This window comes from Corynebacterium renale (assembly GCF_002563965.1).
GTDB classification, from domain to species: Bacteria; Actinomycetota; Actinomycetes; order Mycobacteriales; family Mycobacteriaceae; genus Corynebacterium; species Corynebacterium renale.
The window spans coordinates 1405964-1429756 of the sequence record NZ_PDJF01000001.1; the positions used below are offsets into that span (position 1 = coordinate 1405964).

Genomic DNA, 23793 nt, shown 5'->3' on the forward strand with positions numbered 1-23793 from the left:
ACCTAGCGGAGCTGCCCCGGAAAAGGAAGGGCTATTTTTCCTCCGACTCTTCGGGGACGTAGCCGTCGCCCCAGGTGCCGGACGAGTAGTCGTAGTCCACGTCGTTCCCTTCCTCGTCGGTGCGCTGGTACCAGTCGGTCAACGTTTCGTCGGTGGAGTCGAAGTCCTTACCGGCGCCTTCGCCTTCCTTGGACTTGCGGACCGCAAGCTCAAAGTCGTCGCCGTGGCGCTCCAGGCCGGTCATCACGGCATTCTCGACGGCCGCGCGAGCATAAGTGCGCCTAATCGCTGCCGGATCTGTGCTCAAATCCTTGAGGAATGCCACGATCATCACCAGCAGCACCACAGAGAACGGTAGTGCGATGAGGATGGTCAGAGACTGCAGGCCGGACAGGGCATTTTCTCCGCCGGCTAGCAGCATGACCACAGAAATGCCCATCATGCATAGGCCCCAGAACACCACCACTACCTTCGACGGCGCCGTATCGCCCTTAGAAGAAAGCGTGCCCATAACCACCGAGGCAGAGTCCGCCGAGGTGATAAAGAAGACCGCCAGGATGAAAATCAGGACGAACGGCATGACCGAGCTCAGGGGAAGCGTGTCGAACATCGCAAAGAGCACCTGCTCAGGCGTGGCGGAGCCATCGAAACCTGCTGTGCCGTCTGCAGACAGCGAAATCGCGGTGCCACCGAACACGGTAAAAGCGATAGCCAGGATGAACGTGGGTACAGCCATCGTCGTCAAGGCGAACTCGCGCAAAGTGCGGCCACGAGAGATACGTGCAATGAACATACCGACGAACGGGGTCCACGAAATCCACCACGCCCAATAAAATGCGGTCCACGCGGCCTGGAATTCCACAGCCTCCGGGCCCCAGGACATGGACTTACCCATCATTGCCAGCAATTGGTCGGCGTAGTGCAGCAGACCCGACGGGATGAGGTTAAGCAGGAAAAGTGTGGGGCCAACGATGAATACGAAGAGCACTACACCCAAGGTCAAGGAGATGTTCAGGTTGGACAAGTAGCGCACGCCACGTGAAACACCGGAGACCGCGGAGATGATAAACCCAATGGTCAGCACCGACATAATGATGATCAGCGCGTTATTGCCCAGCGGACCTACGCCGGAGACAATTTCCACGCCCTGGCCAATCTGAATCGCAGAAAGGCCCAAGGTAGCCGCGGTGCCGAAGACCGTGGCGATAATCGCGGTGATATCCACTAGCCGGCCAGCAACACCTTCCGTTCGGGCACCGAAGATGCTCCGGAACACGGACGAAAAGAGGGAGACACGACCACGTCGATAAGAGCTATACGCCAGCGCTCCTCCGACCAGCGCGTACAGTGCCCAGGCCGAGAGACCCCAGTGGAAGTGCGACTGCGCCATCGCCTGGTGCACCGCCTCGCGAGTACCGGCCTCCACCGTGTGTGGGGGAGGGGTCAGGAAGTGAGACAGCGGTTCCGATGGGCCGAAGAAGAAGATACCCACGCCGATACCGGCGCCGAACATCATGGCGATCCAACTGAACCGGGAGAATTCTGGCTCCTCATCATCCGTGCCCAACTTCACCCGCCCATAGCGGGAAAACGCCAGAACAACCATGATAATGATGCCGGCAATCATGACGATGTTGAATAACCAGCCGGCGTTGAGCATCGCCCAATCAAAACTGGCGGAGGCCACCGAGGAGACGGACTCAGGGGAAATCACACCCCAGAGAATAAAGCCAACAATCAGTGTTGCGGTCACCGCAAACACCGGTTTATCCAGGCCAAAGGTGTTGCGCTGCTGGTCCACACTAATGCCTGGGACAAGACCCGGGTGCAGATTATGCGGGTACTGGCTGCTGGTGGGATAAGTATCGGACAGTTGTTTTCGGGGCTTCTTTGCCACAGCGAAAATCCATTTCTGCGCACTGCCGCGGGGTGCATCGTAGAAAACAAGAGCGGAACGTTCATCGTGCCCGGAAACTGTTGTAAAAGCAACTGGAACGAACCTTAAAAATCGGTGTAAGCCCAGGCGAACCAGAGAAAGGGGGTGGCGAAAAAATTCATAAACCTGCAGCGCACAGGCTTAGCATGTTATTCTTGTCCGCTGTACTCACGTCAGTTACAAGAAAGGGAAGGTGTCTGTACCCGTGGATAAGAACCAACCCCAGAAACATAAACAAAGGAAACCTTCCAAGGGTGAGCCTAACGCGGACGCGGAGCGCGCGCCCGTCACCGTGGAGTATCGGCGCAAGCCCGCCAACCCCACCATGGCCCGTGGCATGCGTTTCGTTGGCCAAGCTACGTCTGGCAGGCGTACCACCCACCCGGGTCTCATCCCCGGTATCGGGGTGGAGAAAACCGGGGTGGTGTACAAGACCAGCTGGATTGTGTTCGGCATCGCCCTAGCGGCCTCCTTGGGTGTGCTGGCGTGGGCGGTTATCGCGCCGCAGAACCTGCTTGATGTTGGCACCACTATGCGCGAGGGCGTGACCAGTAATTTTGGTTGGTTCTTTACCGCATTGATCCTGCTGATTATGGTGTTCATGTTCGTCATCGCACTTGCCCCGACAGGCAATATCAAACTCGGCGAAGACGATGAGGAACCCGACTATTCGCGTGCCACATGGATTTCCATGCTGTTCGCCGCAGGCCTGGGCATCGGCCTGATCTTCTACGGTCCGATGGAGCCGATGCAGCACTTCATCGACGCACCCCCGGCTTCCGACGCGCCGAGTGGCGATTCAGCGAACGTGTTGCCCGCAATGTCGCAGGCACTGCTGCACCAGACCCTGTTTACGTGGGGCATCTATGCTCTCGTCGGCGGTGCGATTGCGTACGCCAGTTACCGTCGCGGCCGGTTGCCCTTGATCTCAGGGCTTTTTGAACCCGTATTCCCGGATGGTCCGAACCGTTTGTTGGGCAAGATTATCGACGTCTTCGCTGTCCTGGTCACCCTGTTCGGTACTGCAACCTCCTTGGGCATTGGCGCGCTGCAGATTCAGGCCGGTACGGAGATTGTCACGGGTTGGTCTGTTGCCGGAAACAAATTCTTAATCGGTGCGGTTACGATCTTGACCTGCGTGTTCATCTACTCTGCGGTCTCAGGTGTGAAGAAGGGCCTGCGCATCCTCTCCAACATGAACATGTTCCTGGTTATCTTCCTGGCTCTGTTCGTGCTGGTAACCGGCCCCACCCTCTTCGTCCTTGACCTGATTCCAACGTCGTTGGTGCATTACTTGAGCACCTTCCCAGACATGTTTGCAATCTCGCCGTCGCAGGGTGAAGAGACCGCTGAGATCATGACCGCCTGGACCACCATGTACTGGGCGTGGTGGATTTCCTGGTCACCATTCGTGGGCATGTTCATCGCGAAGATTTCCCGTGGCCGCACTATCCGCGAATTCACCTTCACCGTTATCCTCGGGCCGGGCCTTATCTCCGTGGTCTGGTACGTGATTTTCGGTGGCACTGCCATCTACCAGGTGCTCAACGATTTCGGCCTAGAGATCAAGGGCTCTGGCGAGAACGTCATGTTCGACCTACTCGGCGAACTGCCACTCGCTTCGGTGATGCAGGTCATCACATTGCTGGCAGTCCTGATTTTCTTCACGACGGCAGCGGACTCCGCCACCCTCGTGATGGGAACAATGAGCCAGCACGGCCGCCCCGAGCCCTCCCGATGGGCAACAGTCACTTGGGGTGTGGCCCTTGGTTCCGTGTCCCTGGCACTGCTTCTCATCGGCGGGCAAAACGCACTATCTGGCCTGCAGGCAATCATGGTGGCTTCCGCGCTACCATTCGCGATTATTCTGCTGGGCGTGATGTGGTGCTGGTTCGTTGACCTGCGCAACGACCCGTACATGATCCGCCGCCATTACGCTAAGAGCGCGATTGCGCAGGGTGTGCGTCGAGGTATTGAAGAACACGGCGACGACTTCGTCTTCGGTGCCGAAGGGGTAGATCCCGAAGAAGGCGCTGGAGCGAAGTCACGCTACGAGTCCGAGGACCCCGAGCTGTCCGAGTGGTACACAGAACACGCGGAAGCTCGTGAGGAAGCAGAAGCCGTGGCAGCAGAAGACCCCGACGCTTCCACGCCGGGGCCGATCCACGTCGAGGGCAAGGAGTACGACGACACCCCTCCGCCACCACAACACTAAGGTTTAGCGGGCGGTGGAACGCACCTCGCGGGCCATCTCCATAATCTCTTCCATCGTGAATTCACGATCATTGAGCCGGGTACATTCATCCAGGATGTTGTACCCGGCATGTTGTATATCAAGGTGCTGCGACCACTGCCGGGCCGCAACGTCCGGGTTATTGACCGCAAGTGATTGGGCGGCGCGCCGCTCCGCGAGGAGTTCGTACTGCAGGTCGCGGCGCTGAGCAATCGCCTCGCGCGGGCTCATCGTCAGCAGGCTGCCCAGCAAGGTACCCATCGCAGCATACGAGCGGTGCACTAATCGTTGGTGGTGGCGTGGCTCCGCGTTCGGGATGAATACCCACAACAGCGCCATGGAGAACACAGTGGCTAAGACGACCTCGGCGATGCGGTCACCGACTACTTCAGGCAGCGGATTTTCGGTAGACCCACCCATGAGTAAAGCAAGTGGGGTAGTGAAGATAACGCAGAACGCATAGTTGCGCACCACGAAGACTTCAGCGAAGAATTGGCAGATCACCAGCGCGCCCAGGATGAACCAGGGGCCCAGGTTGATGACGTCGATAAGCGCATACAGGCCAACACCGGCGATTGATCCCACAAAGCGGTGCACACCGCGGATCGTACCCGGGATGCGGTCTGGCCCCCACTGCAGCACCAGGAGCGCAGACACGATCGCCCAGTCCGGGCGCCCTAATCCGAGGGCAATGCCGACGACGCCAGCCAGGGTCGTCGCCACGAACACACGCAGCGCGGTCATTGTGGCATGCGAATACAGGGATAGTGAACGGTAGATGCGGTACAGGACAGTCGGGCGTGAGTGCGGGATGGCGCTGCGCTCCAAGTCGATATCCAACGGAGAGTCAGAGATCCGTTGCTGGATTTCCTGGATTGTGGCGTCATCACCCTGGCGCGCAGCCTTGCTGAGCATCGCTAGCTTGTGCTGCGCGGCGACCGTGCGGTGGACCAAATCGCGGTGTTGGGGGCGTACTACCCGGCCACCGGAAATGATGCCGGCGTCGGCAAGCGCCCACCACGCGGACTGGAGCGCCGACTCCGCCTGGTGGTTCTTCGCCACAGCAGGCAGCGGGGCAGCCGCAAAGTCTGCGACCGCCTTATCCAGCGTGCGCACCGCCTGCTTCTCCGGGGAATGCGGGGCGTAGAAGTACGGCACCATGCCACACACCATGCCCGAGCACACGCCAAGCAGGGACCAGCCCGCCACCTCAATCGGGTCAATACCCAGGCGTGCAGTCATCGTGGAACCGCCGGCAACCATGACGATGAAGAACGATCCCGGTGGCGGGAGACGCAAAGCGTTTTGCACAAACGCGCCCACCGTCGCCGCGAGCACTGTGAACAGCGCCGGCACCAGCAGCCACCAGTGCGAGGCGCCCTCCGCGATACGGGGTAGCGCCAACGAACCAGCGAAAGCGCCTCCGAACGCGCCCAGCGCAATGAGCAGACCGGCGGTGAGCATGACACGCCACCGGGTTCGGTACGGGTGGCCCTCACCATAGATGACGGTGAAACAACCCGCCGCGATGAGCAGCAGGTGGGAGCCGTAGCCCAAGCTCAGGGCCAAGATGCCGGGGATTGCTAGGGACGTTGCAGCACGTAGCGCGCCGGGCCAGCGGGGGCCGGGAGCGTTGAACGCGGTGAACAATCGCCACGGGTGTGGCTGCTTGGGCATTGCTTCTTCGGTCACAGCAGTTCCTTATAGTCCTTTCGGGTTGGGGTTTAGGGTCTGTGAAGTTGACAGATCTGTCTATTATGCACCCTATAAATATTCAGCATGGTTTGGGGTGAAAAGCCCGGCCAGGGGTACGTAGTAGACAATTCGGTCCAACGATTCTAGACCGAATTGTCTACGGGTGTTAGTGTGTGCGCGAAACCTACCAACTACCAGATTGGAGAGACTGGCCATGCTTCTCAGTGGCTTAGTTGTCGGCGCACTCTTGGGCGTCGTCATGCAGCGCGGACGATTCTGCGTCACCGGATTCTTACGCGACATCTTCCTGAACAAGACGTGGCGGACATTCATTGCCCTGCTCATCGTCATCTCCGTCCATGCGATTGGTTTAACAGCATTGACACAGACGGGCATCATCAGCCCCGAAGACACCACCTTCCGCCCGCTGGCAGTGGTCATCGGTGGCACCATCTTCGGCATGGGCATCATTCTGGCCGGTGGCTGCGCATCCGGTACCTGGTACCGCTCCGCGGAAGGCCTTGTCGGCTCGTGGATTGCGCTTGTCTTTTACGGTCTCTCCGCTGCGGCAATGAAAGGTGGTGCCCTGGACTGGCTGAATTCGGCCTTGCGCTCCTGGGACACTGGGTGGACCACCTTGCCACAGGCCACCGGGCTTTCCCCGTGGATCTTCACCATTGCGTTGAGTCTTGCCACGCTGGTGGCCGCGAACCGCTTCCTCAAGAAGGAAGCATCGTCGCCTAAGCCTGCGTCCTTGTACTCAGGATGGAAGCGGCCCCTGCATGTTTACCTCGCGGCGGTACTCATCGGTGTACTCGGCGTGATTGCCTGGCCGCTTTCTGCGGCCACCGGGCGCAATGACGGCCTCGGCATCACCTCGCCGACCGCCAACCTGACAACCTACGTCACCACCGGTGAGGGAGCCCGCGTGGATTGGGGCGTCATGCTCGTCCTGGGCATCCTGGTCGGCGCGTTCATCGCAGCGAAGGCCACCGGCGAATTTCGCGTCCGCGTCCCGTCCGCAGTGCAGGCCGTGCGCTCGGTTGCTGGTGGCACGATGATGGGGGTCGGCGCCGCAGCAGCCGGTGGCTGCACCGTCGGTAACGGTATGGTGCAGACCTCGCTGTTTAGCTTCCAGGGCTGGATCGCCTTGGCGTTCATCGCCTTCGGTGTGTGGGCTGGTGGCAAGCTGTGGCTCAAGCCCACGGTCCACGATGCGCCGGAACCCCAGGCAGATCCAGGTGCGCCGGCACGTATTGCCACTACACCGCAGGCCACACCGCAGACGGGCCCCGCGATTACCAGTGCGGTCGGCGTCATCACCTTGGACAACCCTAAGACCACCAAGGCCAAGCAGGTGGCCCCGCACACCTACTATCTGGACTCCATGGGTGCTGTGTGCCCGTTCCCACTCATCGACACCAAGACGATCATGAAGGAACTGGACCCCGGCGACGAACTCATCATCAAGTTCGACTGCACCCAGGCCACCGAGGCTATTCCACGCTGGGCAGCCGAGGACGGTCACACCGTCACCGACTTTGAACAGCTCGACGACGCTTCCTGGACCATGACGGTCAAGAAGGGCGCCTAGTACGAGCCCGCTTCTCGACGCCTACTGCAGCGGCGATTCCTGTGCCAACATAATCAGCCGGACCTGCTGGCCCGGCCCCAGCAGGCCGCCCTGCAGCTCGGGGCCCAAAAATGCGGGCTCCACACACACGAACTTCTTCCAATCCTCATCGGGCAAATCAACCATCTTGCGGGCGGCATCCGCCCCGGGATTCCACACGACGGTATGGTCAGCCCCGATGTAGCGAATGTGGATCGCACGGCCCAACCCGGGGTCCGTGATCGTGGCGATAGCGTCTGGGCGGGCCGTTTCACTATCGGCTTCCGGGTTGGGAAGGGACCAGATTTCGTCGTAAAGCGAACCATTAAAGCCGGTAGCGTGCTCGCTCTGGGTGACCATCACCGTCGTCGCATCAGAAACGCGGAAGTACGGGTGCATCGCCAGCTGCAGCATCTTGGGCGAATCGGTCTTATTCGTGGCGCTGAGCACGACCGAAAAAGCGCCATTGACGCCGGTCGGGGCCTTCGCCTCCACGGTCATGGCCAGTGCTAAACCGCGCCAGGTGCACGTTGCGATCACGCCGTTATCGCGCACATCCAACTTCCACGGCCGGCGACGAGCCCACCCATGCGAAGGTTCTAGATCCAGCAAACCGCCAAACCAGGGGGCGATGATCGGCATCCCACCACGTATCGCGCCGTGCTCGGGATCAGCGGAGGGGGAGAGGTAGAGCAGGTCCGCGCTGTGGCCGGGTACGGAAAGAAGTTGACCACCATGTGGGCTTAATTCCATGTTCGGGGCAGAAATTCGTTCAATAGCCATGGGCTCTAGCCTAACCGGTTCGTCGGGGTCCAGAGGTTCGCTTTGTTGATTATTCCTATGCGCGCTATAGTTTTGTCCACATCGCTAGTGCGAGGACCCATGTCGTGCTCTCGGTGTCGCCCGCATAACCATGGCGGACTGTTGAATCCTTCTTTCCATATATTCCGTAAAGATCAATCATGTCCTCTCAGATTCCAGACGCGGGCGCACTCAAGTCTCCCGCAACCGCAGAAAAAGATAAATCCTCCACGCTGGTCGTCCTCGGCTTCCCCCTGTTCATCCTCGCGGGTACCGGCCTTGCATTTATGTCGCCTGCGACGTTTATCCCGCTGACGAACTACACCACCTATTTCCTCATGGGCATCATGTTCGCCATGGGGCTGACCCTGACGATTCCCGACTTTAAGGTCATCGCGCAGCGCCCACTACCCGTGTTCCTTGGTGTTCTTGCGCAGTTCGTGATCATGCCGTGTCTGGCGCTGTTCGTCGGTTGGCTGCTGGGGCTCGGGCCTGGGCTTGCTGTTGGTCTACTCATGCTGGGCTCTGTCCCCGGCGGTACGGCCTCGAACGTGATTACTTACCTGGCGCGTGGCGACGTCGCCCTGTCGGTCGCCATGACCTCCGTTTCTACGATGGTTTCCCCGCTGATGACGCCCCTGCTTATGCTGTGGCTGGCCGGCCAACGCACTGAGGTCAACGGCGCGGACATGGCGTGGTCCCTCCTGGAAACCGTCCTGCTGCCCGTTATCGCCGGCCTGATCCTGCGCTTCTACGCGGATCGCTTCGTCACAAGGATCGAACCAGCTCTGCCGTGGATCTCCATCATCGGTATCGGTGGCGTGGTCTTCGGCGCTGTCGGCGCGAACGCTGAGCGCTTGGCGCAGGTTGGGCTCATCGTCTTTGTTGCTGTCTTGCTGCACAATCTCCTGGGATACGTCTTGGGCTATTTCACCGGCAAACTGTTCCGCTTACCGGAAGCCTCTAACCGCACTATGGCAGTAGAAATTGGCACCCAGTCCGCTGGCCTGGCGTCTGCGATGGCGGGCCGATTCTTCAGCCCCGAGGCTGCAATTCCCGGTGCCGTCGCGGCGGTCCTGCACAATATCACCGGCGCAATTTATGCCGCAGTGATGCGTTCCCGTCCGCTGGAAAAGCCCCGGCCCGCCGCAGTTGCGCCAGCGGAGAAGTCCGCTTCGGAACCTACCCGGGTACAGTAACGCGCCCGGTTGGGGGTGCCTTTCAGGGGGAGAAAGCCTAAAAATATCACTTTTGGTTCTGGCGCTAGTCGTGTAGTGCGTTAAGCTGAGGGCATGAACTTTCGGTTGATGCGCTTCCTGGGGCACCCAGCCCGCACCATCCGAGGTGCACACGGCATCGAGGCTGCGCATGCATCTCACGTGCATGCGCAGCCTCCTCTTGTTTTGAAGAAAGGTTAGTTTCATGACCTCCCCGGAAACCTCCCAGGCTGGAGCACCAGCCGATGGGCCGCGCATTTCAGCTGGCGCGGCCACTAGTCTGGTGCTCGCACTCATGGTGGCCGTCTTCGCGTTCCAGCTCAACGCGTCGATGCTCTCACCAGCGCTTGCCACCATGGCTCGTGAACTCGAGACCACGGACGCCCAAATCGGCGTCACCCAGACCGCATTCTTTACCGGAGCTGCCCTCTTTTCTTTGTTCCTTCCACGTTGGGCTGACCTGATTGGGCGTCGTAAAGTGCTCACCGGCATGATGGCCGTCATGCTGATCGGCTGTATCGTTGCAGCTCTCGCCCCAAACGTGACTGTGCTGTTTATCGGCCGCGTCATCCAGGGTGTGGCGGGACCGACGGTCCCCATGGCGTTGATCATGCTTCGTCAGCAGGTGCCCAATGAGAAGCAGTATGCGCTCCTCATGTCGATCGTGACTTCGGTCAACGGTGGTATCGCGGGCGTAGACGCCCTCGCCGGTGGCTGGTTGGCACAGAACTGGGGCTTCCGTTCCCTGTTCTGGGTCATGGCGGTCCTGGCTGCGGCAGCGGTGCTGACCATCCGCTTCGGCACCCAGGAATCCACCGCCACGGAAACCCCACCGATGGACTGGAAAGGCGTTGTACCTGCCGTCATCGCGCTCGCCGCGCTGCTCACCGCGTTCAACGAGGCAGGCAAGCTCGGGGCGGCGAACTGGCTGCTGGTTATTATCCTGCTCATCGTGGGCTTCGGTGGCGTTGCTGTCTTCTGGAACGTGGAGAAGAAGGTTGCGCACCCACTGGTCCCAGTTGCGTATATGAAGCAGCGCCGCACTTGGGCACTCTTGTCGACGACGCTTCTCACCATGACCGGCGTATTCGCCGTCATGAACGGCCTGATCCCGAACCTGGGCCAAGATGAGGCCGTGGGTGCGGGCATGGCCGCCGATCAGGTCTCCTGGTTCACGTTGACCCCGTACGCCCTGGCCGGCCTAGTCTTTGGCCCGATTGCCGGTACGATGGCCGCGAAGCTGGGCTACAAGACCGTGCTGCAGATCGGCCTGATCGGTACGGCGATTGGCCTGCTTATCGGCATCTTTGTGGTGGGCAACCCGACCGGCTGGTGGTTATTGTTCGTCTCCCTGTTCGTGGGTGTGACGTACGCGGGTATCTCCAACATCATGCTCAACGGTTTGGGCGTGGTCTTAAGCCCCGCCGATAACCAGGGGTACCTGCCGGGTATGAACGCCGCCGCTTTCAACCTGGGTGCGGGCGTTTCCTTTGCGATTCTGTTTGCCGTACTCACAGGCATTTCCGGCCCCGACGGTGCCACCGCTGGCGGCTACACCGGCGCGATGATTACCGGCGCCGTGATCGTGGCCCTTGCGTTCGTTACCTCCATGTTCATCCCAAACCCCGATTCTTTGGACGACACCAAGGCACCTGCCGAGGCTGCATAAAAATCCCTATCCTGGGACCCAGACCCTACTAGTAAGGAAGTGAAGTGATTATGGCTCGCAAAATCATCCTCGACTGCGATCCTGGCCACGACGACGCCGTCGCCATCCTGCTCGCTGCAGGTAGTCCCGAGATTGAACTCCTTGGTGTGACTACCGTTGGCGGCAACCAAACCTTGAGCAAGGTCACCCGCAATGCTCAGCAGGTCATGACCGTAGCTGGGCTTCACGACGTCCCCCTCTACGCCGGCGCAACCCGCCCACTTGTGCGCGAGGTTGAGGTAGCCCCGGACATTCACGGCGAGACCGGAATGGAGATTCACGGCTACACCCTCCCAGACCCGGAGGTAGAGGTCCAGGACCTGCATGCCGTGCAGTTCATCATCGACACGATCATGAACGAAGAACCCGGAACCGTCACGCTTGTCCCGACCGGGCCACTGACCAACATTGCCCTGGCAGCTCGCCTGGAACCGCGTATTGTCGACCGCGTCCAGGAAGTCGTCCTCATGGGCGGTGGCTACCATACCGCGAACTGGTCGGCGACCGCCGAGTTCAACATCATGGTCGATCCAGAGGCCGCACACATGGTGTTCAACGAGAAGTGGCCGCTCGTCATGGTCGGCCTTGACTTGACGCACCAGGCGCTTGCCACCAAGGAGATTGAGGAAGAAATCAAGGCGCTCGACACCGACATTGCGCACATGGTCGTCGGTCTTTTCGGGTTCTTCCGCGACGCGTACAAGGAAGCCCAAGGCTTCGACGACCCACCCGTCCACGACCCGTGCACCATCGCGTACCTCATCGACCCGTCCGTGGTGCAGACGCAGAAGATGCCTCTCGACGTCGAACTGCGCGGCGAACTCACCGTCGGCATGACTGTTGCGGACCTGCGCGCCCCAGCGCCAGATGACTGCCACACATCCGCGGCCACGAAGTTGGATCACCGCAAGTTCTGGGACCTCGTCATAGACGCCATTAAGCGGTTGAGCTAGAAAAAGGTCTTCGTCGATTGCTTATCGACGAAGACCTAAATTTTTATCCCCGTGAGGCTGGGCACTCTACGTCACGGGCGGGCGCGCCCATGGAACCAGAACGGAACCCAAATAACATCCTTGGGGTCCAGGCCCCATTCCTTGACCGCCACGCGCCGCACGGATTTGGTCAGGTCACCCTCCCCAGAAACCCATACCGAACGCGGAATCTGGTGGCTGTACTGCTGACGCAAAAAGTCTGCGACTGCGGCCGCCTCCAGAGTCTTGGAGGTTTCCACAACATTGAATCCGGCAACCTTGTCAGCCCACCGGTCTACTAGTCCATGTTCGACTTCTTCGTGCGCTGTTACGACGGCGGTCACTAGGGTTTCTTCCAACGCGTGGGGTGCGTTGGCTTCTTGGTATTCCAGGATGTGGCGCAGGGCCGGGAGGGCGGAGGCGTCCGCGACGAGGAGCTGCGAATCCGTTGGCGGCACCCAGAGGGCGTTACAGGTGAACATGCCGGCAACATCTCCAGGCTTAGCTTGTCTGATCCACCGGGAGCCAGGGCCGGAATCGCCATGGGTGACCACGTCCACGTCCATGCGGCGGGCACCGTGATCGAAGCGGCGGATCGTGTACCAGCGTAAATCCGGGCGGGTCTGCTCCGGCATTGCGGCGACAGCGGCGCGGATGTTTATGCCGTCTACCTCAAAAGGCTGAAATTCTGTGCCCTTCTTTGGCATGACGAGCCCAAAAAATTCGTCCGGGCCGGTCAGGGGATAGTCGGCGAAATGCTCGGACGTGAAAGTCAGGCGATGGAGGCGCGGTTGCAGTTGGACGTTAGACACCAGGGTGATGGGATGCAACGCGTGCGGGCTCAAGAAACCACCTACTCACATGTTTAACGGACATTGAGGAACTCAAAGGAAAGGCTTGCCTAATAGGATACCGGGGTATTAGGCTTGCTTCAAGTATCGAACTTTCGTATAGAACCTGGGAGCACTCATATGGCTTTCTTACCACGCCGTCTTACAGCCGCCGTCGCGGCGCTTACCGCATCTGCACTAGTACTCACCGGCTGCTCACGCGGTGACGGCGACACCGACACCGCCGCAAGCACCGGCAAAGAACGCGTGGTCAGCCTAGGTTACGGTGACGCAGACACACTCCTTGCTCTCGACGTCACCCCGGTCGCCTTGGCTACCTGGGGTGCCGAAGGTGACGGCGACCCCTCCGGTGTCGGACCCTGGGCCAAGGACCTGCTCGGCGATAGCACGCCGACCGTCATCTACAACGTGGCCAACGGTTTCACCGCCGACATCCTCGAGCAGGTCACGGCGCAAAACCCGGACACCATTGTGGCCGTGAACCAGGCCGTGGATTCCGAAGCTAAGAGCTCGCTGGAAGCCATTGCGCCGACGACCGTCAAGCCAGAGGGCTACGAAGATTGGCAGATCCCTTGGGATGAGCAGGTTACTCAGATTGCGGGTGCCGTCGATAAGCAAAAAGAGGGCGAGCAGCTCATCGCTGACACCAAGGCTGTCTTCGAAAAGTTTAAGAAAGACCACCCTGAATTGCAGGGCAAGCGCGTGGCCATCGGCATGCCGTACGCAGGCAAGTTCGGCCTCTACACCTCCGGTGATGGGCGTGGCCAGTTCGTGGAGAACCTAGGTTTTGTCATCCCGAAGGAATTGCAGGGCGACGGCTCCCAGTTCTTCGTCGACTACTCGCCAGAGAACTACGCGGACCTGAATAACGTGGACTACCTCTTCGTCCTCGACTACAACGGTGCCGTCGATGAGCTGAAGAAAGACGCTACCTTCCAGAACCTGGAGATTGTCAAGGACGGGCGCGTGCGCTACTTCCACACCGACGTCGGAAACGCGATGAGCATGCCAAACCCGGTGACCATCCCGTGGGCTGCGGACAAGTTCGCTGAGCAACTGGCTTAATGCAGGTACGTCAAGCTCCACCCCGACTGGTGGTGGGGCTTTCCCTATTTTTGGTCCTGCTGCTGGTGGGGTCACTGTTTATCGGTTCACGCCTCGTCGCGCCCGCAGGAATCTGGAACGCACTGTTTTCGGCTGACGACGCCGAACTGCACGGCATCGTCTGGAACCTGCGCATCCCACGCACCTTCCTCGCAGCCTTCGCCGGGGCTTCGCTAGCTGTCGCCGGCCTCCTAGCGCAGGCGTGGACGCGTAACCCACTAGCCGATCCCGGTTTCATCGGGATTACCTCGGGTGCTTCTTTCATGGTGGCGTGTGGCATGGTGACAGGGTGGGCGACCACACTTGGCATGCGCACGGTATTCGCCTTGCTGGGTGCGACTTTCGCAGCGGTGGTTGTGCTCGCTGTCGCGCGCAGATCCACCCAACCCCTGACCCTGATTCTGGTGGGGGTGGGCATTGATGCGTCGTTGCGCGCAGGGGCAACCCTGATCGGGTTGTTTTCCACCGACGTACTTGATGCGATGCGGCGCTGGACCGTGGGCTCTACGTTTGGTCGGGGGACCGAAGACGTCGCGCTTGCGGGCATGGGCCTGGCCGTGGGGGCAGTGTGCGCGATTCTGGCTGCCCGCCCCTTGGACCTCTTGGCGATGGGGGAGGAAACATCGCGTGCGCTTGGCAGCTCCCCGGTGGTTGCGCGCAGGTTGGCAGCTGCCGGCGTCATCATCCTGGCTGGCACTGCGACCGCCGCGACGGGCCCGCTGGCTTTCGTCGGTTTCGCTGCACCGCACCTCATGCGCCGGTTCTGCGGCCCTTCGGTGGCCCGGCTGCTGGCGCCGACGGCACTGCTGGGCGCGAACCTGGTCTTGCTTGCCGACGTCATCGGCCGCGTCGTGATGCGCCCCGGAGAATTGGAAATGTCGATTGTCCTGGCCATCATTGGTGCGCCACTACTGATCTACGCGGTACATAGGGGTGTGGGATGGAAACGATAACTCTACTGGCCCGCCAGCGGCGCGCACGTGTGCGTGCCATCGTCTTAGCCACCGTCCTATTAACGGCCTTAGCCGTGTCGGCGTACGTCATTCTCTTGGGCCAAGGCACAGTGAAGATGAGTCCTGCCCACGTCTTCGATGTGCTCACCGGCGGTGGCACCCGGCAGGAAATTAGCGTGATTTGGGACTTACGCATCCCGGTGGCACTTGCCACCGTTGTCGTCGGGGCGGCGCTCGGTATTGCAGGTTCGTGGACGCAGACGATGGCGCGCAATCCCTTAGCCTCGCCGGATATTTTGGGTGTGACCTCGGGTGCTGCGGTGCTCGTGGTCATGGGCACAGTTACGTGGCGGCCCGGCTTCACGGAAGGTATGCCCACGTTCTGGTGGCGGGCGGTACTCGCGCTCATCGGCGCCGGCGTGGTGGTCTTTGTGCTCACGCTGCTTGGCGGGGTGGGTACCAGCAACCGGATCGTGCTTATGGGTTTTGCGCTGTCCATGATGCTGCAAGCTGTGGTCAGCTATCTGATACTCAAAGCTGATCTGCTCCGCGCCGCCGACGCCCAAACCTGGCTCGCGGGCTCCACCGGATTCGTGCGTATGGACGCGATTGTGCCGCTCCTCGTAGGGCTAGCACCTTTCATCGCCATCGGCCTGTGGTGTGGGCGTGACCTGCCATTGCTTGCTCACGACGACGCATCGGCTGCCATGCTCGGGGTGAATATTCGCCGGCAGCGCACACTCCTGCTCGTCGCGGCCACGGGCGTATCAGCCGTGGTGGTCTCTGCGGTGGGCCCGATCGGGTTCGTCGCGTTGCTGGCACCGCACGTGGCGCGTCTTATCGCCCGCACTCCGGTCCCCAGCCCGGTGGTCTCGGCGGCGGCGGGTGCCGCATTGCTGACCACGTGCGCAGTCATCGCGGCAGCACTGCCGGTGAATGCGCCTGTCGGATCGGTGACTGCACTGATCGGCGGCGTCGCCCTGGCAATCTTGGTCTGGGCGCGTACACACAAGAAGGGACACAACTTATGAGCCAGCCCGTCCTCGAAGTCCACAACGTGGCCGCAGGCTACGATAAGGGGCCTGACATCCTCCACGGCGTGAGCGTTAAAGCCTACGCCGGCACGGTCACCACGCTGATCGGCCCCAATGGGTGTGGCAAGTCCACGCTGCTGAAAACTATGTCTCACCTACTTTCGCCACGTAGTGGGGAAGTAACCATCCACGGCGAGCCTTTGCACAGCTTGAATGCTAGGGAAGCGGCGCTGCGCATTGCGTTACTACCGCAGCATCCCATGGCGCCCGAAGGCCTCACCGTGGGTGAACTCATCGCGCGTGGACGTCACCCGCACCGTGGCCGTTTCCAAGGCCTGAGCCAGGCGGACAAACACGCAATCGAGAACTCCTGCACCGCAACCGACGTCGCCGCGCTCCTTCAGAACGACATCGCCGCGCTATCCGGCGGGCAGCGCCAGCGCGTCTGGCTGGCCATGACGCTAGCCCAAGACACTCCAGTCTTGCTTCTCGACGAACCGACCACCTTCCTCGACCCCGCCCACGCGATAGAAATGCTGGGATTGGCCCGCGACCAGGCCCGCAATGGCAAAGCCGTGGTCATGGTTTTGCATGACCTCATGATGGCCGGCCAATACTCAGACCACTTGGTGGTCATGAAGTCTGGAACCGTCATCGCCGAAGGCCACCCTGACGAAGCACTGAACCCGCAGGTTCTGGAAGAAACCTACGGGTTGGATGCTGACGTATGGGAGGACCCCAAGGGCCAAGGGCCCGTTATTGTTCCCCGTGGTGTGGTGCGGCGGCAGGATTAGCAATCCGGCCCGCATACAACAGGGAAGAATTCTGGTCCGCCAGGTTCACCATCGTGTGCGGGTTACGCAGCTGCAGGCGGTTGAGGCAGGAGTGCTCGAAATCCTCTGCCAGCAGGGGGAGGTGACGCCCGGAGTCGGGATAATCGTCCCAGTATTCTTCAATACATTCACGCACCAAGGCCCAGAAGGTGGCGTCGTCAAGCAGCCCAGCATCGGCCAGGATTCCGCCGAGGTGGCGGAGTACGCCGTCGAAAATATCGGTGTGGATGGATAGGGCGCGGGTTTCGTCGGTGAAGGAACCGAAGTCCGCCTGGATACGTGAAACCTCCTCCGGTAATTCGATGGAGGCGCGCACCACGGCGACCTCCTCGCCCAAATCCTTGAAGAAGGCACCCACCGGGGCGTTATCGTGCAGCTCCAGGATCGTGTTTTCAGCGTGCGGCATAAATGCGATGTCGTATTCGGCCAGCGCGCGCACATTGGGGCGCAGGTAGACACGCAACAATTGGCGGACCCACTGCTGTGCGCCCAGACCGCTGCGGCGAATCCATTCGGCGGCCAGGGAATTTCCATCCGCATCCACGTGGAGTACGGCGGCCAGGGTGACGGCAAGGGATCCCTCGCCCAACATCGGGATAGGGGACTCGCGCCACAGCCCAGCGATCATCTTGTGGTGCGGACCCTTTTCCGCCACGCCGGCTTCGGTGCTGCGGTGGTAAATGTCGCCGGTGAACCCAATCGACGCGATTTCCTTGAGCAGCCGAACGTTGCAGCGCAGGTAGTCTTCATCCTCGTCGAGGTACCGGCCCAACCACTCGTTGATTGCCGGGGTGACACGCATGTACTCCGGTGAGAGGCCACGGGTAAATCCCATGTTGCGCACCGCAATTGCAGTCTTCACGTATGGTGCTTCCGGTCGGGTCAGGTTGAAGAACGTGCGTAGCGACTGCTGCGGGTGCATCACGTCGGGGCCGGTGCCCAGGTAGACCAGGTCCTTGCGCAGGATGCTGGCCGCGAAAGCGGTGAGCACCTTGTTTTCCCACTGCCATGGGTGCAAGGGCAGCGGCACGTAATCCGCAGGGTCGAGGTCTAGGCGGCGGAGTGTGTCTTCCCACCCGGGAATGTGTTCGCTGATCAGGGCGTCCGCGTCCAACCCGGATACGGCCGCGAGGGTGGTCATCGAGCGTCGCGCAGCAACCCACACTAGTACTGTTGAAGACCCAACCTCTGGGACGTAGGCGCGCATTTGTTCTTCGCTCATGCCGGCGCGCCCTGAATTAGCCACGAATCCGGGGTGGCCCTCGAACATGGCCGATTCCAGGAAGTTGAGATAGTCGCCGGGACTTAAGAAGGTGGCGGCGTCGACAAGCTCAGTGACGGTGGGGCGCTCCATTGACTCCACCCGCGCGCGACCTGCGAGGGTGGACGCGATTTCTTCCACATACGTGTGCACGAATTCCGGTGGAATTCCTAGTTGCTGCGATCCGCGTGCGATAAGGTCCACTAAGTCCGGCAGCGAACCGTCAACGGCAGTGATCGAATCCGGGTCAATCCGGTAATGCTCCAACGGGTGGACTGTCGCGGTGAACTCGATGGTGAAACCGCCCAGCTCCGTGCGGAAACGGCCCTCACCAGCAGGGGAGACGCCGATGAGGCGTTCGTGGATGAACTCGCGCAATGCTTTGGCCAGCAGATCGCGGTGCGCCCGCTGCGCACCCGGGGCAATAAGGTGGCCGCCGTCATTGCCCTGCTTCTCGACGCCCGCCTGCGCCCCCAACACGCTCGCCACGAAACCAGACGCACTCACCGCCTCTAGGCGCGCGTGTTTGTCGCCTAAGTCAACGGATTCGCACCCGGGTAGAACCCGAAAGCCCCCAAGCGCATTCTTGGCATGAATCTTGGTGTTGCGCACGTCTGGTTCCACGATGACGCGCTGGGGGATAGATCCGCCGATAACTGCACCGGCCACCGAATCGCCGGCCACACGTGGAATCGCGAAAATCCACGCCAGGGTGGCCGCCATGAGCGCTGAGGTCAACCCCTTTTCCCGGGCACCGGTAGGAGGTGCGCAGAGCAGGTGCATTCCGATGTCGCCCGGTTGCAGATTGACGTGCGTGGCCAGCGGGGAATTCGCGGGATCGTAGACCTCGATAAGAGCAAGCGGGGTGCCTGCGCGTTCAATAATCCACCCGGCCTCATCCGGTGCGGTGGCCAGGCGGGCGATTTCACGTGCGACGTCGTCAGGCGTGGAATCCAGTTCACCCCAAAACTTCGCGTGCGGGTCCGTCACCCATCGGTGCAGAGTATCCCGGTCACTGGATACGAGCGGGCGGACGCGTAAATTACCGGCGGTACTGAAGAGGCGTGCCACTTTATTTCAGGCCTCCGAAGTGCTGGAACGCGAATGCCCGCTCAATTGGGTAGACCTCTCGGCCGGTGATCTGCTTCACGATAATCGAGTTGCGCCACGGTCCCATACCCAGGTCCGGGGCGTTGAGAGAGAATACGTGCTCCTCCGCGTTGAGAACGAACATGGAGTGAGCATCATCCACGCTGAAGTCTCCGGCTACGTCGTAGCGGCCCTGCGAATCCAAGTTGATGAGGTCGCGCGCATCCTCCAGGTAAGCAGGTATCTGCGGGGCGCGGTACCCGGTAGCCAGCACCAGGCCTTGGGTATCCAGGGTGCTTTCGGTGCCGGTCTCACCGTGGTGCAGGCGCACCGTGTGTGCTCCGTCGTGGAAGTCTTCGTAACTCACAGAAACGCCGGCCTTGAGCGTGGTGTGGGCTTCGACATCGTGGGAGATGCTGAGCCGGTAAAGGGCGTCATAAATATCGTTGATCAAATCTTCCGAGATGCCCTTGTACAGCCCGCGGTTCTCACGGTTGAGCTGGTCACGTTGGCTTTCCGGCAAGGAAGCGAAGTACTGCGCGTACTCCGGCGACGTCATTTCCAACGTCAACTTCGTGTACTCCATAGGGAAGAACCGAGGTGAACGGGTCACCCAGTTCAGCTGCTTTTCTTGCTCGACCGCAATCGGCAAAAGGTCCTGGAAAATCTCTGCGGCGGACTGCCCGGAGCCTACGATCGTCACCGAATCCAGCTCCAGCAGCTCGTCCCGGTGTTCCAAAAAGTCCTCCGAGTGCACAACATGTGGCTGGCTCACGGCCCCTGCTAGGTCTTCCGGAACGAACGGAGTGGTTCCTACCGCGCTGACCAGGTGGCGCGCAGCGACAGCGGTCTTATCGTGGAATTCGACGACCCACCTGGCGCCCGAGTCGTCGACAAGCGCCTGGGGAGCCGGTTTTACCGCGGTGACCTGAGTATTCCAGTGTGTGGTGGAGAGCTTGCCGTCTACCCACGCGCAGTAGTCGGAGTATTCGCGGCGCAGGGGGTAGAAGTCTTCGCGGATATAGAAGCGGTGCATCCGCCCTGACAACTTGAGGTAGTTCAGAAAACTGTAAGGGCTGGTGGGGTCAGCCAACGTGACCAAGTCGGCGAGAAAGGGCACCTGAATCGTGGCTTCGTCGAACATCATGCCGGGATGCCAGCAGAAGCCATCGCGTTGGTCATAAAAAGCTGCAGTGATCTCGCCGGAATCGACGAGTGGTTGAGTCAGTGCGGCCAGCCCCAAACCGAAGGGCCCCAGGCCGATTCCCACGACGTCATAAGTTACTAAGGCTTGCATAACTATAGCTTAAACCTTCGACCAGGTGTGGGCTGGTTAGGGGGCTGGCCAGGAGACGATAATTCTTCGTCTCATTTAACCGGTTATGGAGCAGGTGATTAGACTACGTCTCATGGCAGATACGCGGTGGCTTAACCCAGAGGAAACCCAAACCTGGTTAAACATGTGGGGTGTTACCCAATGGCTGACCACCCGCCTCGACGAACAGTTGAAAAAGGACTCCGGGGTTTCCTTAAGCGACTACTTCGTCCTCGCCCAAATCTCCCTAGCCCCGGACGCGCGCCTGACCATGAGCGACCTCGCCGCCGTCGCCGACATGAGCCCTTCGCGGCTTTCCCACACCGTCGCCCGACTAGAAAAGCGCGGTTGGGTATCCCGCGAACAATCAGAGACCGACCGCCGCACCAACATCGCCGTCCTACTTCCTGCAGGCCAGGAATTCCTGGACCAGGCCGCTCCCGGCCACGTGGAGTGCGCCCGCTCCTACATCTTTGACCCGCTCACCCCCGAAGAAGCTGGCGCCCTCGGTACCTCGCTGGGCAAGATTTTGGACGCCCTCGACCCCCCGACCCTGCCGCGGGCCTAGGCGCCTTCGAAAGCCGCCCGCAGTTCGGCAGCTGCACGCGCCGGGTCAGGCGCGGCCATGATTGCAGAAACCACACAAAATCCCGCCACGCCAGTGCCTGCCAGCTTTGCGACGTTACCCTGGTTCACCCCGCCTATCGCCACCGAAGCAATCCCACGTTCGTGGGCTGCATTGGCAACATCCTGCAGGCCCGCAACCCCGATACCGGCGGGGGCGTCCTTCTTCGTAGCCGTATCCCATACCGGTCCGATGCCGATGACGTCAGGGATGACGTCCGTGATGGTGGCAAGCTCTGCCATATTTCCTACCGATAGCCCAATCGGCACGTTCGGTCCCACGAGATTGCGTACCTGGTCTAAGGGCATATCTCCCTGGCCTACATGCACGCCCACGCCTAAGCGGGCGGCGACTTCTACGCGGTCGTTGATGATCAGCGGCACGTCCACACGCCGCAGGATTTCGCGAGCTTGGGCCTCGATGGCCTCGTCAGGGGCGGTCTTGTCCCGCAATTGCACTACCGTGACGCCACCAGCGACAGCCTGCTCCACGACGTCGACAACGCGCTCACGCCCACCCGCAAGATCGGGGTCGGTGATGAGGTAGCACGTGTAATCCACAGCCACGTTAGGCCTCCCGGATCGTCACAGTACTGACGATCTCTTCTGGTTTAAGCTCGTACAGCGCATCTAGCAGAGCCACCGCAAAAGAGCCCGGAGCCTGCGCCTTCTGGGCGGCAACTGTGCCGGCTGCTTTCAGGTGCGCATGCGCGCCCACCAGCGCTGGAAGTTCGCCCACGCCGGCGTGCGTTGCCGCCCCGAGGTACGCCGCACACATCGCGCCTAAGGAACACCCGGTGCCAATCACCTTGGTGAGTAGTTCGTGGCCACCATCGACCCACACTGCGCCCTCGGGGTGCACGATTGCATCCGACGGCCCCGAAATGGTCAGCGGCTGGCTGGTCTCTGCCACGTACTCCTTGGCACTAGCGAGCACGTCGGCCACCGCGTTCTGGGAATCAACGCCACGCCCTCCGGCTGTGGCCTGGGTAATCACGCCGATCTCCGAAGCATTACCGCGCACCGCGGTAGGGCCTTCGACCAGGATGTCAGAGACCACTGCGGTACGCAGCTTCAAGCCACCGACCGCGACCGGGTCGACGACGAACGGGGTACCGGTCGCAGCCGCGCGGGTCGCTGCCTCACGCATGCCCAAGAATTGCTCTGAACTCGGAGTACCGGGATTAATCAGGAGGCCGTCGGCGACCTCAGCGAAAGGACCTGCCTCGCCGGGCAGGTCGACCATCGCTGGCGAAGCCCCGATCGCCAGCAGAACGTTTGCTGTAAATTGCTGCACCACAGTGTTTGTGATGCACTGGACCAGCGGATTGTGGTCACGCACGGCCTGGGAGGCGGCCACGATGTCGTCGTGAAGCGAAGTGATATTCATACACTCACGCTAGCACGCACGCCCCCTAACGGACCTCGAATCCGCGGTCGCGGAAGACCTGGCGCACGGCCTCTACAGACTCCTTCGACGGCGGTTGCACGTCCTCCAACGTGTAGTTCAAACCCAACTCAGCCCACTTATCTGCGGCCATGTTATGGAAGGGGAGGACCTCTACGCGCTCAACCGTGCCCTTCCACCGGGACACGATGTCGGCGACCTTATCGACGTTGTCCGGATCATCCGTCAGCCCGGGTACTAGGACGAAGCGCACCCACACCGGCTTGCCCAGCTTGTGGAGGCGGTCGCCGAAATCGATCGTGGGTTGCAGCTCACGGCTGGTGACCTTGCGGTACGTGTCGGGGTCGCCGGATTTGACGTCGAGAAGCACCAAGTCGATGTTCTCCAGGTCGTCGTCCGTGAGCCGGGAGCCCAGATTGCCGGACGTATCGATCGTGGTGTGGATGCCGGCGTCGTGCACGTTCTTGAGCAGCCGGCGGGTAAACGCGATCTGGAACAGTGGTTCCCCGCCGGAGATCGTGAGCCCGCCTCCGGACGCTGCGAAGATACGCTTATACCGCTTGACTTTCTTGGTTACATCTTCGATGGTTTCCAGGGTGCCGGTTTTCATCTCCATGGTGTCTGGATTGTGGCAATACAGGCACCGCAACGGGCAGCCAGACAGGAATACTGTCATCCGGGTACCCGGGCCGTCGACAGCTGTGACCAATTCCCACGAGTGGACTAGGGCGACATCACCCGTGCGGCGAGCTTCCATGAGCTCGGGGCGGGTCATATCGTCTGCGTCGGACTCGTAGCCCAAACCTTGCGCAACGCCGCGCACCCTCTCGCCGGCTTCCGGGGAGAGGGTGACGACGCCGCTGACACCATCAGCAGCCATATAGTTAGCGGCCCTGGTGGAAGGTGCGGGAGATGACGTCGCGCTGCTGTTCCTTAGTCAGCTTCACGAAGTTCACAGCGTAACCGGACACGCGAACGGTCAGGTTCGGGTAGTTCTCTGGGTGCTCCATCGCATCGTTGAGGGTGTTCTCGTCGAGGACGTTGATGTTGGCGTGGTACAGGCCAGAGTCCTGGTTGCGGGAAGCGCGTGCGGTCTTCATGTCGTTCAGGCGCTCGTCGAAAGTTTTGGTGCTCATTGTGTATCTCCT

General features: G+C 60.8%; 20 protein-coding genes. 10 read left to right on the top strand and 10 right to left on the bottom strand.

Going from position 1 to position 23793, the window contains the following annotated elements:
• Window positions 1-31 precede the first annotated feature (31 nt).
• Window positions 32-1897, bottom strand: a complete 1866-nt coding sequence (locus ATK06_RS06600; RefSeq protein WP_231913527.1) for a BCCT family transporter — start codon at window positions 1895-1897, stop codon at window positions 32-34.
• A gap of 244 nt (window positions 1898-2141) precedes the next feature.
• On the opposite strand from ATK06_RS06600, the gene ATK06_RS06605 reads away from it, so the two are divergent.
• Window positions 2142-4151 (top strand): BCCT family transporter, encoded by a 2010-nt coding sequence (locus ATK06_RS06605; protein WP_231913526.1) that lies wholly within the window; start codon window positions 2142-2144, stop codon window positions 4149-4151.
• Between the two features lie 3 nt (window positions 4152-4154).
• Here ATK06_RS06605 and ATK06_RS06610 read toward each other — a convergent pair whose 3' ends face one another.
• On the bottom strand, window positions 4155-5861 hold the full coding sequence (locus tag ATK06_RS06610; protein WP_231913525.1) for an FUSC family protein: 1707 nt from the start codon (window positions 5859-5861) through the stop codon (window positions 4155-4157).
• Window positions 5862-6078: 217 nt separating this feature from the next.
• On the opposite strand from ATK06_RS06610, the gene ATK06_RS06615 reads away from it, so the two are divergent.
• Window positions 6079-7458 carry a YeeE/YedE thiosulfate transporter family protein gene (locus ATK06_RS06615; protein ID WP_098389055.1) on the top strand — a complete coding sequence of 460 codons (1380 nt, stop codon included), beginning with the start codon at window positions 6079-6081 and terminating at the stop codon, window positions 7456-7458.
• 21 nt (window positions 7459-7479) lie between these two features.
• Here the strand turns inward: ATK06_RS06615 and ATK06_RS06620 are convergent, their stop codons facing one another.
• A complete protein-coding gene (locus ATK06_RS06620; RefSeq protein ID WP_053072669.1) occupies window positions 7480-8259 on the bottom strand; it encodes an aldose epimerase family protein in 780 nt (259 codons plus the stop codon).
• A gap of 179 nt (window positions 8260-8438) precedes the next feature.
• Between ATK06_RS06620 and ATK06_RS06625 the strand changes: the two genes are divergently transcribed.
• From ATK06_RS06625 to uriH, 3 genes are all read left to right on the top strand, one after another.
• Window positions 8439-9476 carry a bile acid:sodium symporter family protein gene (locus tag ATK06_RS06625; protein ID WP_098389056.1) on the top strand — a complete coding sequence of 346 codons (1038 nt, stop codon included), beginning with the start codon at window positions 8439-8441 and terminating at the stop codon, window positions 9474-9476.
• 223 nt (window positions 9477-9699) lie between these two features.
• Window positions 9700-11163 (top strand): uridine transporter UriT, encoded by a 1464-nt coding sequence (gene uriT / locus ATK06_RS06630; RefSeq protein WP_083985913.1) that lies wholly within the window; start codon window positions 9700-9702, stop codon window positions 11161-11163.
• Between the two features lie 50 nt (window positions 11164-11213).
• On the top strand, window positions 11214-12155 hold the full coding sequence (gene uriH / locus ATK06_RS06635) for a uridine-preferring nucleoside hydrolase UriH (protein WP_048379560.1): 942 nt from the start codon (window positions 11214-11216) through the stop codon (window positions 12153-12155).
• 71 nt (window positions 12156-12226) lie between these two features.
• On the opposite strand, the gene ATK06_RS06640 is transcribed toward uriH, so the two are convergent.
• On the bottom strand, window positions 12227-13018 hold the full coding sequence (locus ATK06_RS06640) for a siderophore-interacting protein (protein ID WP_098389057.1): 792 nt from the start codon (window positions 13016-13018) through the stop codon (window positions 12227-12229).
• Window positions 13019-13144: 126 nt separating this feature from the next.
• On the opposite strand from ATK06_RS06640, the gene ATK06_RS06645 reads away from it, so the two are divergent.
• Genes ATK06_RS06645 through ATK06_RS06660 form a run of 4 tightly spaced genes read left to right on the top strand, consistent with a single transcriptional unit; the run spans window position 13145 to window position 16909 of the window.
• On the top strand, window positions 13145-14089 hold the full coding sequence (locus ATK06_RS06645; protein WP_048379555.1) for an iron-siderophore ABC transporter substrate-binding protein: 945 nt from the start codon (window positions 13145-13147) through the stop codon (window positions 14087-14089).
• On the top strand, window positions 14089-15081 hold the full coding sequence (locus tag ATK06_RS06650) for a FecCD family ABC transporter permease (RefSeq protein WP_048379553.1): 993 nt from the start codon (window positions 14089-14091) through the stop codon (window positions 15079-15081). Before ATK06_RS06645 ends, ATK06_RS06650 begins: the two co-directional genes overlap by 1 nt.
• Window positions 15069-16112, top strand: a complete 1044-nt coding sequence (locus ATK06_RS06655) for a FecCD family ABC transporter permease (RefSeq protein ID WP_098389058.1) — start codon at window positions 15069-15071, stop codon at window positions 16110-16112. The genes ATK06_RS06650 and ATK06_RS06655 overlap by 13 nt, the downstream gene beginning before the upstream one ends.
• Entirely contained in the window at window positions 16109-16909 is an 801-nt protein-coding gene (locus ATK06_RS06660; protein WP_048379551.1) for an ABC transporter ATP-binding protein, read from the top strand. The genes ATK06_RS06655 and ATK06_RS06660 overlap by 4 nt, the downstream gene beginning before the upstream one ends.
• Here the strand turns inward: ATK06_RS06660 and ATK06_RS06665 are convergent.
• Both ATK06_RS06665 and ATK06_RS06670 read right to left on the bottom strand, forming a co-directional pair.
• Window positions 16872-19280 carry a GNAT family N-acetyltransferase gene (locus ATK06_RS06665; RefSeq protein ID WP_098389059.1) on the bottom strand — a complete coding sequence of 803 codons (2409 nt, stop codon included), beginning with the start codon at window positions 19278-19280 and terminating at the stop codon, window positions 16872-16874. The genes ATK06_RS06660 and ATK06_RS06665 overlap by 38 nt on opposite strands.
• 1 nt (window position 19281) lies before the next feature.
• A complete protein-coding gene (locus tag ATK06_RS06670) occupies window positions 19282-20595 on the bottom strand; it encodes a lysine N(6)-hydroxylase/L-ornithine N(5)-oxygenase family protein (protein WP_048379549.1) in 1314 nt (437 codons plus the stop codon).
• A 112-nt stretch (window positions 20596-20707) separates the two neighbouring features.
• Here ATK06_RS06670 and ATK06_RS06675 point away from each other — a divergent pair, with 112 nt between their 5' ends.
• The gene (locus ATK06_RS06675) at window positions 20708-21181 is read left to right on the top strand and encodes a MarR family winged helix-turn-helix transcriptional regulator (protein ID WP_083985911.1); all 474 of its coding nucleotides are present in this window, start codon (window positions 20708-20710) and stop codon (window positions 21179-21181) included.
• On the opposite strand, the gene thiE is transcribed toward ATK06_RS06675, so the two are convergent.
• The 4 genes from thiE to grcA2 are packed head-to-tail and all read right to left on the bottom strand — an operon-like array spanning window position 21178 to window position 23781.
• Window positions 21178-21804: a thiamine phosphate synthase gene (thiE, locus tag ATK06_RS06680; RefSeq protein WP_048379545.1), complete on the bottom strand. Its 627-nt coding sequence runs from the start codon at window positions 21802-21804 to the stop codon at window positions 21178-21180. The two genes, ATK06_RS06675 and thiE, sit on opposite strands and share 4 nt — an antisense overlap.
• Window position 21805: 1 nt before the next feature.
• Entirely contained in the window at window positions 21806-22627 is an 822-nt protein-coding gene (gene thiM, locus ATK06_RS06685) for a hydroxyethylthiazole kinase (protein ID WP_098389060.1), read from the bottom strand.
• Window positions 22628-22652: 25 nt separating this feature from the next.
• Window positions 22653-23525, bottom strand: a complete 873-nt coding sequence (pflA, locus tag ATK06_RS06690; protein ID WP_048379543.1) for a pyruvate formate-lyase-activating protein — start codon at window positions 23523-23525, stop codon at window positions 22653-22655.
• A 4-nt stretch (window positions 23526-23529) separates the two neighbouring features.
• Entirely contained in the window at window positions 23530-23781 is a 252-nt protein-coding gene (gene grcA2 / locus ATK06_RS06695) for an autonomous glycyl radical cofactor GrcA2 (RefSeq protein WP_048379541.1), read from the bottom strand.
• Between the last annotated feature and the right edge of the window lie 12 nt (window positions 23782-23793).

Coding starts and splice junctions, on each gene's coding strand:
- ATK06_RS06615 (WP_098389055.1), top strand. CDS start 6,079: ATGCTTCTCAGTGGCTTAGTTGTCGGCGCACTCTTGGGCGTCGTCATG.
- ATK06_RS06620 (WP_053072669.1), bottom strand. CDS start 8,259: ATGGCTATTGAACGAATTTCTGCCCCGAACATGGAATTAAGCCCACAT.
- ATK06_RS06625 (WP_098389056.1), top strand. CDS start 8,439: ATGTCCTCTCAGATTCCAGACGCGGGCGCACTCAAGTCTCCCGCAACC.
- uriT (WP_083985913.1), top strand. CDS start 9,700: ATGACCTCCCCGGAAACCTCCCAGGCTGGAGCACCAGCCGATGGGCCG.
- uriH (WP_048379560.1), top strand. CDS start 11,214: ATGGCTCGCAAAATCATCCTCGACTGCGATCCTGGCCACGACGACGCC.
- ATK06_RS06645 (WP_048379555.1), top strand. CDS start 13,145: ATGGCTTTCTTACCACGCCGTCTTACAGCCGCCGTCGCGGCGCTTACC.
- ATK06_RS06650 (WP_048379553.1), top strand. CDS start 14,089: ATGCAGGTACGTCAAGCTCCACCCCGACTGGTGGTGGGGCTTTCCCTA.
- ATK06_RS06655 (WP_098389058.1), top strand. CDS start 15,069: ATGGAAACGATAACTCTACTGGCCCGCCAGCGGCGCGCACGTGTGCGT.
- ATK06_RS06660 (WP_048379551.1), top strand. CDS start 16,109: ATGAGCCAGCCCGTCCTCGAAGTCCACAACGTGGCCGCAGGCTACGAT.
- ATK06_RS06670 (WP_048379549.1), bottom strand. CDS start 20,595: ATGCAAGCCTTAGTAACTTATGACGTCGTGGGAATCGGCCTGGGGCCC.
- ATK06_RS06675 (WP_083985911.1), top strand. CDS start 20,708: ATGGCAGATACGCGGTGGCTTAACCCAGAGGAAACCCAAACCTGGTTA.
- thiM (WP_098389060.1), bottom strand. CDS start 22,627: ATGAATATCACTTCGCTTCACGACGACATCGTGGCCGCCTCCCAGGCC.
- pflA (WP_048379543.1), bottom strand. CDS start 23,525: ATGGCTGCTGATGGTGTCAGCGGCGTCGTCACCCTCTCCCCGGAAGCC.
- grcA2 (WP_048379541.1), bottom strand. CDS start 23,781: ATGAGCACCAAAACTTTCGACGAGCGCCTGAACGACATGAAGACCGCA.